This window comes from Corynebacterium sp. HMSC056E09 (assembly GCF_001813425.1).
GTDB lineage: Bacteria > Actinomycetota > Actinomycetes > Mycobacteriales > Mycobacteriaceae > Corynebacterium > Corynebacterium hesseae.
Map to the genome: position 1 here is coordinate 1 of NZ_KV812491.1, position 13562 is coordinate 13562.

Sequence of the window (13562 nt, forward strand, 5' to 3'; positions counted from 1 at the left end):
ACGCCGCAAATCCACACGAAATGTCCCTTAAGCCTAGAAGGGAGAATAGATAGCAGAAACTCCCCGCCACGATCCCAAAAGGACCATGCGGGGAGTTGCAGGCGAAGCTTTACTTGCCCAGCTTACGACGCTGAACACGGGTGCGGCGCAGCATCTTGCGGTGCTTCTTCTTGGACATGCGCTTGCGGCGCTTCTTGATGACAGAACCCATAGCAGGTTTCCTCACTTTCGGTATCAGTACGTACGTAACCCGGCCGGCAACGCCTGGAACAAAACCACCCACGGTGCACTCGAGGCGGTCCCCGCAAAACAGGGAGACGCAGGCATGCCAGTGCCGAAACGAATGTTCACTATCTTACCTAGCGGCCTGCCCAGCACCAAAACTAAGGGCAGCGCCCACCGCCGTGGACCGCGAGGGGTCCGCAGTGGTGGGCGCTGCCAGAAAGAGGTGAACGCTAGGCTCCGTATACGGAAGCCTCAAGGTATTCCTTGACGGCGGATTCGTGAACGCGGAACGAGCGTCCCACGCGCACGGCCGGCATGTCACCTGCATGAACCAACCTGTAGACCGTCATCTTGGAGACACGCATGATCTCCGCAACTTCGGCGATGGTCAGGAAAGTTCCCTTATCTTCATTCGTCATAGTTTATTTAACCCTTCAGCACGTGACGCGCTGTAGGCTTCCCCTCCCACAGGACTATCACGCACGCGCTCCTGCCAGCTTAGCGTGAAACCTGTGACTAATGCGACCCAAGAGCTAATTTTTTCCTCTTTCGCACCGCTGCTGCCCTTGAAGCCCGTGTGGTAACACGTGCCACAGGGCTCCCAGGGCGACGGGAAGTTTTAGGCAAGTTCCTGCGCACGCTGGGTGCAGGCTTCGGCGGCTCGGAAGAACGCACCCCGCAGGCCAGACTCCTCGAGCTCGCGAAGAGCGGCGGCAGTGGTTCCCCCCGGGGAGGTCACCCCTGCGCGCAAAGCAACCGGATCCTTGCCGGATTCAGCCAGCATCGTTCCGGCGCCTTGTGCGGTGCGGGTGGCTAGCTTCTCGGCAACATCGCGGGTGAGGCCGAGCTGCACGCCGGCGTCGATCAGCGCCTCCGTGACTAGGAAGTAGTAGGCGGGTGCGGAGCCGGCCAGAGCGGTAGCAGCATCAATGTGTTTTTCCTCAATGACGGCAACCTCGCCGACAGCCTCCAGGAGCTTGACCACGCCGTCGAGCTGTTCCTCCGTCACGTGGGTGCCGCCCGCGCAGGTGCACATACCCTTGCCCACCAACATGGGGGTGTTCGGCATGACGCGGACGACCGGCACGCCCTCCCCAGCGGCCTTCTCCAGGGTCTCGAGAGTTAAGCCGGCTGCCATGGACACAACCACGGCCGTCTGTGGGATGTCGAGCCCCTCAAGAAGCTCCACGATGGCATAAGGCTTCACGCAGGCGAAGATGTAGTCGGCGCCGTCGACAGCCGCGGCGTTATCGCTCGTGACGCTGACGCCGTAGGCGCTCTTCAGCTCCTCGCCGCGCTCAGTGCGGCGGTTGGTCACCACGACGTCCGCGGCATCATAGCCCGCATGCACCAGCCCAGAAACGAGGGCTTCGCCGATTTGTCCTCCACCAAGTACTGCAATTTTTGTCATGCTTTCCAGGGTGCCAGAAAGGCCAGGACGCGGCCACCAATCAACAGGGCTGCTCGCACGCTACCCTTACACATGCAAAAGGCATCTGCCAGAAGGCGTTTTCTGCCCTGAATATGCCATTTACAGAAGGATAGATGGCGTTCTCAGGGGCAAAAGTACCTTCTGGCAGATGCCTTTGAGAAGATGCCCTTTGGGCCGGTGCCTACATCACCACGAGCAGCGGGCCAAAGGTCAGCACGAGACCGGCCACGGCTGCGAGGAACATGGACAAACCATCGCGGCTCGTGCGGAGTGCGTGGACGATTCCGACGATGACGCCGGTGACAACAACGCCGAGTACCACGACGACCAAGCGGTCAAAGCGGTCCCAGAGAATCTCAAAGCCCTTGAACACGATGGCACCGAGCACGATGCCCACGAGGGCGAGCAGGACGACGGCGAAGGGGTTGAGCTTGCCCTCGTCCTCCTCGTCATAGTCCTCGTCGTACTCTTCAACATCATGGTCGACTGCCTCGAGTTCACCCGTGGTAAAGGTGTCATCCTCGGCCTTGTCTTCGACTTTGTCGTTGGCCTTTGGCTCAACTTTTTCCTCGGTCTTCAGCTCAGCCTTGGACTCGACCTTTGACTGGGCCTTGTCTTCAGCCTTCTTGGGCTCGTCCTTGACCTTCTGGATTACGCGCGTGTCCTCGTCAGAGGGCTGGGAAGGCTTGGACTCAGATTCGGTTGGCTTCTCCGCAGGGGCGGCGGAGTGAGACTTATCAGCGTCCTTCTGCGGGGCCTCCTGCTGAGGTGTCTCTTGCTGAGGCTTCTCCTTCTTCTCCTTCTTCGGCGCAGGAATAACCGGGGCCGGCTCATCGATGGAGACACTCGAGTGCTTAGCCTCTGCCGGAGTTGCCTTGACCTTTTCGAGATTGCCGGTCAGCTCCGCAACCGAGATGCCGCCTTCGTCAAGGCTCCGGCGATGGCGGCGCGAGCTCTTCTCCTCGCCGGATCGGTCCTTCGCGTTACGGGCCAGCAGCTCCGCAACTGTCAACTGTTTCTTGTCAGCCACGTTTCTTTCCTATTCCAGTCCCTTATCGGTACGGCGCAAAATGACACCTTCTCGGAGAGCCCAGGGGCAGATCTCCAGCTTTTCGATTCCCAGGGCACGCATGCTCGCCTCCGCCACTAAAGCGCCGGCGACGATCTGATGCGATCGGGTAGAACTTACACCCTCAAGGTCCGCCCTGTCAGCTGCAGTCATACGGGAAATGAAGGAAATCAGCTGACGCAGGCCCGGCGCAGTGAGCGTGCGCTTCACATAGGGGCCCGCCGAGGACGGCGCAGCACCTGTCAATCGGGCCAGCGTGCGGAAGGTTTTCGAGGTACCCACGGCCAACCCGGCAGGGCCCAGCGCGCGCATTTTATCGGCGACGCCGGCCAGTTCCGCATCGATATAATCCCGCAGCAGGTTCACCTTGGATTTTTCCGGCGGGTCGGTATCGAACCAGTTGTGAGTCAGACGGCCTGCTCCCAAATCGAGGGAGAAAGCCATTTCCGGATGCTCGTCGGTACCGGTGGACAGCTCCAGCGAGCCACCACCGATGTCGAGGTTGGTAATGCGGCCAGCGGACCAGCCATACCAACGGCGGGCGGCCAGGAAGGTCAACCGAGCTTCCTCCTCGCCCGACAAGATCTCGAGGCGGACGCCGGTTTGTTTCTCAACTTCATCGAGAACCTTGGCCGAGTTAGTGGCCGAGCGCACGGCAGAAGTAGCAAAGGCAATGAACTCGTCACAGCCCAGCTTGTCGCCCAACTCAGCGGCTTCCCCCACGGCGGAGATGAGCTTCTTCATGCCCTTCTCATGGATGTTGCCGTCTTTGTCTAGCTGTTCCACCAGACGCAGCGGGGTCTTCCAATCGCTCATCGGCGAAGGCCGCCCACCGGTTGCGGCATCGACCGCAACGAGGTGGACGGTATTACTTCCGACGTCTAATACACCTAATCGCACGCCTCTACAGTAGTAGGTCTACCGTGGGTAGGTGTGAATCGCCCGAAATCAAAAGAAGTTTACCTGGGTTTTCCGGCCTCCTCCCCCGCGGCGGCTTCCATTATCGCCGGCCGCGAAAAGGCCCCCGACTTCCCCAGAGAGTGGTTCGAATTTACGGATCCGCACGATCCACTCCACGTCTTTTCCATCGACCTGACTTGGCTCGAATCGCACTATGCCTGCCAGTTTGGGACGGAGAGGTGCCACGGCATCGATAAGCAACAGCCCGACGTCGGCTGCTGCGTGCACGGCGCATACATGGCCGATGAGACGGATCGGGAGCAGCTTCGCGACGCCGTCGCCCGCATGCCCGCACGTTTCTGGCAGCACCGCCCAGAGGGGGTAGATGGGTTCCTGAAGCACGGTGAACCCGAAGAACTGGAACCGTGGCTGGAGTGGGATGAGCTCGACGGCGATGATGGCGAGCCGGAACCGGCGCTGAAGACGCCGCTTGTCGACGGCGCCTGTATCTTCGCCAACCGCGCCGGCTGGCCCACGGGCGCGGGCTGCGCTATCCATCAGTGGGCGCTCGACGCGGGGGAAGAGCTCACCGTGGTCAAGCCCGAAGTGTGCTGGCAGCTGCCGATTCGCCGGCACGAAGACTATGAGGAGCGCCCCGACGGGGAGGAAATACTGCGCACCACCATCGGTGAGTACGACCGCCGCGGGTGGGGCAACGGCGGCGAGGACTTCGATTGGTATTGCTCGGCCGATCCCTCCTGCCACACCGCGGAAGAACCGCTGTGGAAGTCGCAGAAGACCGAGCTGATCGCGCTACTCGGCGAGGAGTGCTACGAAATCCTGGCCAAGCACTGCGAGGCCCGGGCGCGCTCCGGAGTCGAGTTCCCGCGGCACCCAGCGGACCCTGGCGCTTAAGCCTCAAACTTGTATCCCAGGCCGCGCACCGTCACGAGCTGCTGCGGGTGGGAAGGCTCAGCCTCGATCTTGGAGCGGAGGCGCTTGACGTGGACGTCGAGAGTCTTTGTGTCACCCACGTAGTCCGCGCCCCAAATACGGTCGATGAGCTGACCGCGGGTCAGCACGCGCCCAGAATTGCGCAGCAGGTACTCGAGGAGATCAAATTCCTTGAGCGGCATGGACACCGGCTCGCCGGCGACAAGCACGGTGTGGCGCTCCACGTCCATGCGCACGCGGCCGCCTTCCAGAATCTGCTCGTCGGGCTCCTCCTCACCGTGATCGGAAGAGGCATCGTTGCCGCGGCGCAGCACCGCGCGGATGCGGGCGATGAGTTCGCGAGAGGAATAGGGCTTGGTCACGTAATCATCTGCGCCCAGCTCGAGCCCCACGACCTTGTCAATTTCAGAGTCGCGCGCGGTCACCATGATCACCGGCACAGAGGATGTCGCGCGCAGTTGCTTGCACACGTCCGTTCCGGACATGCCTGGCAGCATGAGGTCCAGCAAGACGATGTCCACGTGGTTCGCTGCGAACTGTTCTAGCGCACTGGGCCCGTCCGGGGCGAGGAGAACGTCGAATCCCTCCTTTCGGAGGAGGAAGGCGAGGGGATCGGCCAGCGACTCTTCATCTTCAACGATGAGGATGGTGGTCATTGCGCTTTATCCTTTCGACGAGCGGCTACGCGCGCCACGGCGCGCTGTAAACCAGGGGCGGCGGAGCTGACGGCCCCGTCTTCTATATTATCCCGATGAATAAGATTATCTGCTGGCTTTTCTTCCGCGTAGATAGGGAGCTCGATTGTGAACGTCGAGCCAGTTCCGGGGCGTGACCACAGTTTGATATTGCCGCCGTGATTAGCCACGACGTGCTTCACAATGGCCAGACCAAGGCCGGTTCCACCGGTCTGCCGGGACCGCGCCTTATCCACGCGGAAGAAGCGCTCAAAGACCCGCTTCTGGTCTTCCGGGGCAATGCCGATGCCACGGTCGGTGACGCGGATGTGGACGACCTTTCCGCCGACGACCTTCTGCGTGACCGACACCGGCATCTCATCCGGCGAATAGTGGATGGCATTTGAGATGAGGTTGGAGATCGCCGTGACCAAGAGGGACTTGTCCCCCATGACCTGGACCCCCTCCGAATCACCGCGGGTGAGCTGATTGTGGTGGGAATCGGCGGCAAGCTGGTTGCGGGTAATGGCCTCATCGATGATCTCATCGAGATCGAGCGGCTCCATTTCCGGGAGCGCCTCCGCGCCCTGCAGTTTAGACAAGGAGATGAGCTCGCTGACCATGTCGGCCATACGCGCCGCCTCCTTCTGCACCTTGCTGCCGAAATACTCGACGTGCTCGGGATTCCCGGTGTCCTCAAGGAGGGCCTCAGCCAGCAGCGCGATGCCACCCACCGGGGTTTTCAACTCGTGGGAGACGTTGGCCACGAAGTCACGGCGAGCGGATTCCATGCGCACCGACTCGGACTCATCGGTGCCGTAGACGATGACAAAGCGATCGTCGTTCAGCGTCAGCGGCTGGACCACCGCACGCACCTGAATCACGCGATTTCCGGTGCGGCGCTTCGGGATAGATAGGTCCAGCGTTCGGGTCTCTTTATCCTCGAAAACCTCCTGCGCAACTTTCCACAGATCGGGGTTCACCGCCCGGTCGTGCACCATCGACATCTCATGGGAGGCAGGGTTAGAAAAGATGATCTCTTTGGACCGCGAGAGCACGGCCATCCCGGCTGGAGAGCCGGACACGGCGAGGTGCAAGACCTGGCTAACGCTGGTGACCTGGTTCGCATCCGCATCACGGACGCGGCGGCGCACTAGGCGCTCGCGGACCCGGGCGATCACCGGTATGGCCAGGCCGCAGGCCACCACGCCGGCCAGGAAAGCTAGTACCAGTTCCACAATCATTCACGCCCCTACAAAGAATCCCCAAGGAGTATAGGCTCCTTGGGGATCGTGCGCAGCACGTAGCGGTTTTCGGCTACTTCTTGCCACCCTGCGCGGCCACGGCGGCTGCACCAGCAGCGGCAGCCTCCGGATCCAGGTAGGTGCCACCCGGGTTCACCACGGAACCGTCTTCGGCGATCTCGTAGACCAGCGGGATGCCCGTCGGGATATTGAGGCCGGCGATCTCCTCATCGGAGATCTGATCCAGGTGCTTGACCAGCGCGCGCAGGGAGTTGCCATGTGCGGCGATGAGAACGGTCTCACCCTTCTTGGCGCGCGGGAGGATCTCCTCTTCGAAGTAAGGAACGAAGCGCTCGACGACATCCTTCAGGCACTCCGTACGCGGAACCTGATCCAGGTTGGCGTAGCGCGGGTCACCGGCCTGGGAGTACTCGGCGCCGTCCTCCAGCTCCGGCGGCGGGGTGCCGTAGGAGCGGCGCCATGCCATGAACTGTTCCTCGCCGTACTTGTCCTTGGTCTCGGCCTTGTTGAGGCCCTGCAGTGCGCCGTAGTGGCGCTCGTTCAGGCGCCAATCGCGCACGACCGGAATCCAGTGGCGGTCTGCGGCATTAAGCGCAATGTTGGCCGTGCGGATGGCGCGGCGCAGGAGGGAGGTGTAGACAACGTTCGGCAAGATGCCCTGTTCCTTGAGCAGCTCGCCGCCACGCTTGGCCTCACCCTCACCCTTGGCGGTGAGGTTGACATCAACCCAACCGGTGAACTGGTTGGACTCGTTCCATTCGGACTGTCCGTGTCGAAGTAGAATCAGCTTTCCGTTACTCATAAACACCAGCATGCCACGTTTTTCGGCCGCTTGCCTGTGAACCCGGGCACATCACCCCTAACTGTGGGTTTATGCCCGCTTATGTGGGATTAGTATCCGATTGCCCGGCGCGCGTGGCAGTCCGGAATCTCAATACTCATCGCGTCGGCGTAGATGTTCTCCAACTGGCCGGCAGCCGCCGCCCAACTAAACTGCTGGGCGTGATCGACGGCGGCTTCACCCATGGCGATGCGGCGGGGGTCGTCGTCAAGCAACTGCTCCAGCGCATCCGCCCAATCTTGCGCCGAATGCGTGTGGACAAGCAGGCCAGTATCACCGTCCGCAACCGCGATGGGCAAGCCGCCGACAGCCGCCGCCACGACGGGCGTTCCGGAAGCCTGAGCCTCCATGGCCACCAGCCCAAAGGACTCGTTATAACTGGGGACCGCGACAATATCCGCGGCCTGATAGATGGCTACGAGCTCCTGTGGCGGGCGCGGGCTGAGGAAGCGCACGACGCGCTCCACCCCCAGCTCGCGGGCGAGGTTGTGGTAGGTATCCGGCGAGGAATTCGCCCCCGAAGCACCACCGCAGATGACGACGCGCAGGCGGCGATCCGGATCGCGCTCCATCAGCTCCGCCGTTGCGCGAATGAGCACGTCAGGGCCCTTGAATTTTTGCAGGCGGCCCACAAACGCCACCACCTTGGTGTGCAGCGGGATGCCCAGCTGGCGGCGCGCACGCTCCGTCATGCGGTCGGTGCCCGGAGTATAGAGTTCCGTGTCCGCACCCGGGGAGACCACAACGATATTGTCCGGCGATGCATCATAGTGCTCGATCAGATCGCGAGTCTCCTGGGCTGTATTAACCACCAGGATGTCAGCGTTATCCACCAGCTGCTGTTCACAGATGCGGCGCGCCTCAGTTTCTGGGGTGTCATCGAGAGTGCGGTGCACGTTCTTCACCGCGGCCAGCGTGTGTGCGGTGTGGACGAGGGGGATGTCCCACAGATCGCGCAATAACCAGCCCACCTGACCGGAGAGCCAATAGTGAGAGTGGATGACGTCATAGTCCACCTCAAAGCAGCGCGCGAAGTTATAAATCCCGCCCGTAAACGCAGCCAACTGGGTGGGCAGCTCTTCCTTGCTCAAGCCCTCATAGGGCCCCGCCACAATGTTGATGACGCGCAGGCGCTCCTCGACGCCCACCACCTCACCCTGGCTGGGGCGCGTGGCGCGGGTGAAAATATCGACCTCCACGCCGCGACGTGCGAGCTGGCGAGCAGTGTTGAGAACGTAGACGTTCATGCCACCCGCATCCCCGGAACCGGGCTGCTCAAGGGGCGAGGTATGCATGGAAATCATCGCGATGCGCATAATTTCCCAGTGTATCCCGAAACGACCCGCGTTATACTGGCCCGTACCTTAACCTACGCGACCGAAAGGTGAATCGATGTCGGCATACGAGTCCAATGCGTGGCTCCAGTACTACCCAGAGTGGACACCGCACAGCCTGGAATACGGGGACACCACGCTTCTCGACGTTTACGACAACAACCTCGCGCTCCACCCCGACAAGCCGGCAACCTACTTCTTCGGCCGCACGCAAACCTACGCCGAGCTGGATAAGCAGGTCCGCCGCGCCGCCGCCGGCCTGCGCGCCTTCGGGGTGCGCCCGGGGGACCGCGTGGCCATCGTCGCCCCCAACTGCCCGCAGTTCATCGCCTCCTTCTGGGCCGTGCTCAAGCTGGGCGCCATCGCGGTTTTGCACAACCCTCTCTACACTGCCCACGAGCTGGAGGGCTTGTTCCAGAACCACGGCGCGCGCATCGCTATTTCCTGGGATAAGACGGCCTCCACCTTGGAGAAGCTGCGCCCGACGACCTCCCTGGAGACCGTCGTCTCCATCAATATGATCAACGCGATGCCGACACCTCAGCGCCTGGCCCTGCGCCTGCCTATCCCGCCGCTGAAGTCCAAGCGCGATCAGCTCACCGCCCCGGCACCGAACACGGTGCCGTGGGAGTCCCTCGTGGGCAACGCCATTGGCGGCGATGGTTCTGACGTCCTCACCCCGGAGGCAGTCACCAAGGACACCACCGCGCTCATCCTCTATACCTCCGGCACCACCGGTAGCCCCAAGGGCGCGGAGCTGACCCACGGCAACCTTTTCTCCAACCTGCTCATGGGCAAGCACTGGGTCCCGGGCCTGGGCGATTCTCCGGAGCGCATGCTCGCAGCCTTGCCTTTCTTCCACGCCTACGGCCTGACCATGAACGCCACCTTGGCACCGCTCATCGCCAGCGAGCTGGTTCTGCTGCCGAGCCCGCAGATGCCGCTCATCATGGACCTGATGAAGAAGCACACCCCGACCTGGGTGCCGGGCGTGCCAACCCTGTACGAGCGCATCGTGGCGAAGGCGGAAGAAGATGACGTCTCCCTGGACGGCGTGCGCGCGGCCTTCTCCGGAGCGTCGACCCTGCCTGTCAATACCGTGGAGAAGTGGGAGAAGTACACCGGCGGCATGCTCGTGGAGGGCTATGGCCTGACGGAGTGTTCGCCCATCATCGTGGGTAACCCGATGAGTGATGCCCGCCGCCCCGGCTACGTGGGTATCCCCTTCCCGGATACCGAGATTCGCATTGCCAACCCGGACAACCTTGATGAGACCATGCCGGATGGCGAAGAAGGTGAGGTGCTGGCCCGCGGCCCGCAGATCTTTAAGGGCTACTTCGGCGATGAGGAAGCCACAGAGAAGGCCTTCCACAATGGTTGGTTCCGCACGGGCGATATGGGTGTGATGGAGGAAGACGGCTTTATCCGCCTGGTCAGCCGCATCAAGGAGATCATCATCACCGGCGGATTCAACGTCTACCCCGGTGAGGTTGAGGAAACCCTGCTGGATCACCCAGATGTGGCGGAGGCCGCCGTGGTGGGCCGCCCGCGTTCGGACGGTTCGGAGGACGTCGTGGCCTGCATCGTGCTTAACGACGGCGCCGCGCTCGACCCCGAAGGCCTCAAGGACTACTGCCGCGAGCGCCTGACCCGCTACAAGGTGCCGCGCACCTTCTACCACTTCGAAAAGCTGGCCACCGACCAGCTGGGCAAGATTCGCCGCCGCGAGGTTCAGGCGGATCTGCTCGAGCGCCTCAAAGCGGAGAAGTAGCACTCCATAGCCCCGGAACCGATCCCTGCGCGATAAACGCACATCACCGGGGCTATTGATTTATCCCGAAAAGATTTCGTTACTGCAAGCAACTTTGCAAAGATTTGCGAGACTCCCGTCACAAATTAGTTATACTGTTTCACACATAACAAGTTTGACCACCTAAGGAGTTCGCGAACATGACCGAAGCCCCCGCTCAGGCCTCTTCCGCCTTTGAGACGAAAGCCTGGCTCCAGTACTACCCTGAGTGGACTAAACCTAATCTGGACTACGGCACCGAAACGCTTTTGGACTCCTACCGAGAGACCGTGGAGGAATTCGGCGACAGGCCGGCGACGTGGTTCTTCGGTCACCAGATGACCTACCGCGAACTCGATACCCACGTGCGCGCCGCCGCGGCGGGCCTCAAGGCCTTCGGCATCCGTCCCGGTGATCGCGTCGCCGTGGCACTGCCCAACTGCCCCCAACACGTGGCGGTGTTCTACGCCATCCTGAAACTGGGGGCGACCGTCGTGGAGCACAACCCGCTCTACACCACGGCTGAGCTCGAGCCCCTCTTCCAGGATCACGCCGCCCGCGTGGCCGTGGTCTGGGATAAGGCGAGCCCCACCTTTGAGAAGCTGCGTGATTCCACACCGCTCGAAACGATTGTTACGGTCAACATGATCGAGGCCATGCCGCGCCGCAAGCAGCTGCTGTTGCGCTTGCCGCTTCCCTTCATCAAGGACAAGCGCGCGGAGCTCTCAGTTGCCGCTCCCAATACCGTGCCGTGGAACGTGCTCACGGGGCGCGCCATCGGCGGGCAGGGCTACAAGCTGGAGGATGCGAAGGTCGATCTCAATGACACCGCACTCATTCTCTACACATCCGGAACCACCGGCAGGCCCAAAGGCGCGGAGCTGACCCACTCCAACCTGTATTGCAACATGAAGATGGCGGAAGCATGGGTCCCCGAATTGGGCAACAAGGCCGAGCGCATGCTCGCCGCCCTCCCCCTCTTCCATGTCTACGGCCTCACCCTTATCGCCGCCCTCGGCGTGCACATCGGCGGTGAGCTCGTCCTCACCCCAGCTCCCAAGGTGCCGCTTCTTCTCGAGATCATGAAGAAGCGCCGCCCTACTTGGATGCCGGGCGTGCCCACGATCTACGCCAAGGTCATGGAAGCGGCCCAGGAACGGGGCATCGATCTGCACGGCATCGAGAACAGCCTTTCGGGCGCAGCGGCGCTACCGGCGGAGATCGTTGAGGAATGGGAAACGGTCACCGGCGGCCTGCTCGTAGAAGGCTACGGGCTCACGGAAACCTCGCCGATCGTGGCCGCGAACCCGCTCAACAAGAACCGCCGCCCCGGCTACATCGGCATCCCCTTCCCGGATACCGAGGTGCGCATCGGCAACCCAGACAACCTCAGCGAGACCCAGCCGGATGGCACCGCGGGCGAGCTCCTCGTGCGCGGACCGCAGGTATTCAAGGGCTATTTCAACATGCCGGAAGCCACCGAGCAGGCTTTCCACGACGGCTGGTACTGCACGGGCGACATGGCGGTTATGGAGTCCGATGGCTTCATCAAGATCGTCTCCCGCATCAAGGAAATGATCATTACCGGCGGCTTCAACATTTACCCGGCCGAGGTGGAAGACGTGATCCGCCAGCACCCAGACGTCACCAACGTGGCTGTCGTTGGCCGTCCGCGTGCGGATGGATCCGAGGACGTCGTGGCCTGCATCATCCTGGAGGACGGCGCGGTGCTCGACCCGGAGGGTCTCAAGGACTACTGCCGCGAGCGCCTGACCCGCTACAAGGTGCCGCGCACCTTCTACCACTTCGAGCACCTGGCCTCCGACCAGCTGGGGAAGGTCCGCCGCCGCGAAGTACAGAAGGACCTCCTGAAGCTGCTTGGAGAAGAGGCACCGGCCTAGGCAGCGCGGTCGATATAGCGCATCACGCGCATAGGGTTGAAGGTTCGGTAGAACGCTTCACCAGCACCGACAAGCTGGCTCACCAACGTGCTGAGCTGCCAATCCAGCTGCTCATCGGTGTAGCCCCACTTCGTGGGAATACGGGCCGTGGTCACCAGAACCAGGTCCTGTTCTTCGCCGCCATCGAGGTTCACTACCTCGATGCGCGCGGAGTAAACGTATTGATCATCATTCATAAACTCGGCCCAGCGCACGAGCGCATCAAGGTCACAGGCACAGCGGCCGGAGGGTGTGACGAGGCTGAGTTCAATATCTCCGGAGCCATCACGCGCGGATTCAATAGTGATCGCGTGTTCATTAATGAGAATGCTCACGGCCCCATTCCGGTGATCCACCACATGGACGGGCGTGCCGACCATCGCCAGGCGCGTCGCGCGCTCGTGGACCCGCCACATCCCCACTACTGAAACACCATAAGCTTCGCTGAAATAATGGGGAGAGACCGGCTTGATCCCGGCCCCTTTGCGCGGCTTCGAGGGATGCTCCGGAAACTGCTCATCCAGGCGCGCGAAGACCGCTGACATTTCGACTGCATAGCCCGCGATGATGCTCTTGAGCTGAGCATTCGTGGCCGTCGACGGCAGATAAGGCGGTGCGAAGATCCGCAAGTGGGTGCGCATGTCGGAGCTTCCACAGGGCTCGGCCACGAGGTTGCCGGAGATTCCACCGCCGTTGAGATCGTTGACCTCCATGCGCAAAGGCTGCCGGTCTGGGTCGAAGCACACCGCGCCACCCCAATACCCGAGCACGCAGAGGCCACCCATTTCCTCGTTGACGTCGATACTTAAGAATCCGCCCGCAATCTTGATGGTCGGCATGCCGGTTGAGGAATCTTCCTCAAGCTTGCCTGCCAGCTTGGTCATGGTTTTGATAACTCGGCTCTTACTAATCCGAGCCGGTGTCTTGATTGTTTTCTTGGTTGCTGATTGAGACATTGTCCCCCCTTGATTTTCTTTTCTCTATGCTGCGCGAACCGTTGCTGAGCCACCCCACTCCTCCCCGAGCCGCCGCAGTGAGGCCAAGAATACAAAAGGTTGCGCAATTTCGCGCGGCAGGACCCTTAAGAGTGCACCCGCACCCAAACGTGAGAAAAACCTCACATTTTCCGCGCGGGAGAC

General features: G+C 61.7%; 13 protein-coding genes. 3 read left to right on the forward strand and 10 right to left on the reverse strand.

The genetic code is table 11. The features are described 5' to 3' along the window. Positions 1-109: 109 nt before the first annotated feature. The 5 genes from HMPREF2912_RS12585 to HMPREF2912_RS05150 form a co-directional block, all read right to left on the reverse strand. The gene (locus HMPREF2912_RS12585; protein WP_003855542.1) at positions 110-211 is read right to left on the reverse strand and encodes a 30S ribosomal protein bS22; all 102 of its coding nucleotides are present in this window, start codon (positions 209-211) and stop codon (positions 110-112) included. A 244-nt stretch (positions 212-455) separates the two neighbouring features. Then, a complete protein-coding gene (locus HMPREF2912_RS05135) occupies positions 456-644 on the reverse strand; it encodes a helix-turn-helix domain-containing protein (RefSeq protein ID WP_010189818.1) in 189 nt (62 codons plus the stop codon). A 200-nt stretch (positions 645-844) separates the two neighbouring features. Beyond that, positions 845-1636 carry a pyrroline-5-carboxylate reductase gene (gene proC, locus HMPREF2912_RS05140; RefSeq protein WP_070596625.1) on the reverse strand — a complete coding sequence of 264 codons (792 nt, stop codon included), beginning with the start codon at positions 1634-1636 and terminating at the stop codon, positions 845-847. Between the two features lie 202 nt (positions 1637-1838). Further along, the gene (locus HMPREF2912_RS05145) at positions 1839-2687 is read right to left on the reverse strand and encodes a hypothetical protein (RefSeq protein ID WP_070563644.1); all 849 of its coding nucleotides are present in this window, start codon (positions 2685-2687) and stop codon (positions 1839-1841) included. Positions 2688-2696: 9 nt separating this feature from the next. Beyond that, a complete protein-coding gene (locus HMPREF2912_RS05150; protein ID WP_083299172.1) occupies positions 2697-3626 on the reverse strand; it encodes a Ppx/GppA family phosphatase in 930 nt (309 codons plus the stop codon). A 33-nt stretch (positions 3627-3659) separates the two neighbouring features. Here HMPREF2912_RS05150 and HMPREF2912_RS05155 point away from each other — a divergent pair, with 33 nt between their 5' ends. Beyond that, positions 3660-4541, forward strand: coding sequence for a DUF3109 family protein (locus HMPREF2912_RS05155; protein WP_070596624.1), 882 nt, complete (start codon positions 3660-3662; stop codon positions 4539-4541). Here the strand turns inward: HMPREF2912_RS05155 and HMPREF2912_RS05160 are convergent. From HMPREF2912_RS05160 to mshA, 4 genes are all read right to left on the reverse strand, one after another. Next, entirely contained in the window at positions 4538-5236 is a 699-nt protein-coding gene (locus tag HMPREF2912_RS05160; protein WP_070521121.1) for a response regulator transcription factor, read from the reverse strand. The genes HMPREF2912_RS05155 and HMPREF2912_RS05160 overlap by 4 nt on opposite strands. Further along, entirely contained in the window at positions 5233-6498 is a 1266-nt protein-coding gene (locus tag HMPREF2912_RS05165) for a sensor histidine kinase (RefSeq protein ID WP_070563639.1), read from the reverse strand. The genes HMPREF2912_RS05160 and HMPREF2912_RS05165 overlap by 4 nt, the downstream gene beginning before the upstream one ends. Before the next feature lie 73 nt (positions 6499-6571). Beyond that, entirely contained in the window at positions 6572-7321 is a 750-nt protein-coding gene (locus HMPREF2912_RS05170; protein ID WP_070563655.1) for a phosphoglyceromutase, read from the reverse strand. An 89-nt stretch (positions 7322-7410) separates the two neighbouring features. Further along, entirely contained in the window at positions 7411-8676 is a 1266-nt protein-coding gene (mshA, locus tag HMPREF2912_RS05175) for a D-inositol-3-phosphate glycosyltransferase (RefSeq protein ID WP_070563636.1), read from the reverse strand. Positions 8677-8752: 76 nt separating this feature from the next. Between mshA and HMPREF2912_RS05180 the strand changes: the two genes are divergently transcribed. Together HMPREF2912_RS05180 and HMPREF2912_RS05185 are read left to right on the forward strand one after the other, a co-directional pair. Next, positions 8753-10465, forward strand: a complete 1713-nt coding sequence (locus HMPREF2912_RS05180) for a long-chain-fatty-acid--CoA ligase (RefSeq protein ID WP_070596623.1) — start codon at positions 8753-8755, stop codon at positions 10463-10465. A gap of 179 nt (positions 10466-10644) precedes the next feature. Further along, a complete protein-coding gene (locus tag HMPREF2912_RS05185) occupies positions 10645-12384 on the forward strand; it encodes a long-chain-fatty-acid--CoA ligase (RefSeq protein WP_070596622.1) in 1740 nt (579 codons plus the stop codon). On the opposite strand, the gene HMPREF2912_RS05190 is transcribed toward HMPREF2912_RS05185, so the two are convergent. After that, positions 12381-13307: a hypothetical protein gene (locus tag HMPREF2912_RS05190; RefSeq protein ID WP_070596621.1), complete on the reverse strand. Its 927-nt coding sequence runs from the start codon at positions 13305-13307 to the stop codon at positions 12381-12383. The two genes, HMPREF2912_RS05185 and HMPREF2912_RS05190, sit on opposite strands and share 4 nt — an antisense overlap. Positions 13308-13562 lie beyond the last annotated feature (255 nt).

Coding starts and splice junctions, on each gene's coding strand:
- HMPREF2912_RS05185 (WP_070596622.1), top strand. CDS start 10,645: ATGACCGAAGCCCCCGCTCAGGCCTCTTCCGCCTTTGAGACGAAAGCC.
- HMPREF2912_RS05165 (WP_070563639.1), bottom strand. CDS start 6,498: ATGATTGTGGAACTGGTACTAGCTTTCCTGGCCGGCGTGGTGGCCTGC.
- HMPREF2912_RS05135 (WP_010189818.1), bottom strand. CDS start 644: ATGACGAATGAAGATAAGGGAACTTTCCTGACCATCGCCGAAGTTGCG.
- HMPREF2912_RS05190 (WP_070596621.1), bottom strand. CDS start 13,307: ATGACCAAGCTGGCAGGCAAGCTTGAGGAAGATTCCTCAACCGGCATG.
- proC (WP_070596625.1), bottom strand. CDS start 1,636: ATGACAAAAATTGCAGTACTTGGTGGAGGACAAATCGGCGAAGCCCTC.
- mshA (WP_070563636.1), bottom strand. CDS start 8,676: ATGCGCATCGCGATGATTTCCATGCATACCTCGCCCCTTGAGCAGCCC.
- HMPREF2912_RS12585 (WP_003855542.1), bottom strand. CDS start 211: ATGGGTTCTGTCATCAAGAAGCGCCGCAAGCGCATGTCCAAGAAGAAG.
- HMPREF2912_RS05180 (WP_070596623.1), top strand. CDS start 8,753: ATGTCGGCATACGAGTCCAATGCGTGGCTCCAGTACTACCCAGAGTGG.
- HMPREF2912_RS05170 (WP_070563655.1), bottom strand. CDS start 7,321: ATGAGTAACGGAAAGCTGATTCTACTTCGACACGGACAGTCCGAATGG.
- HMPREF2912_RS05160 (WP_070521121.1), bottom strand. CDS start 5,236: ATGACCACCATCCTCATCGTTGAAGATGAAGAGTCGCTGGCCGATCCC.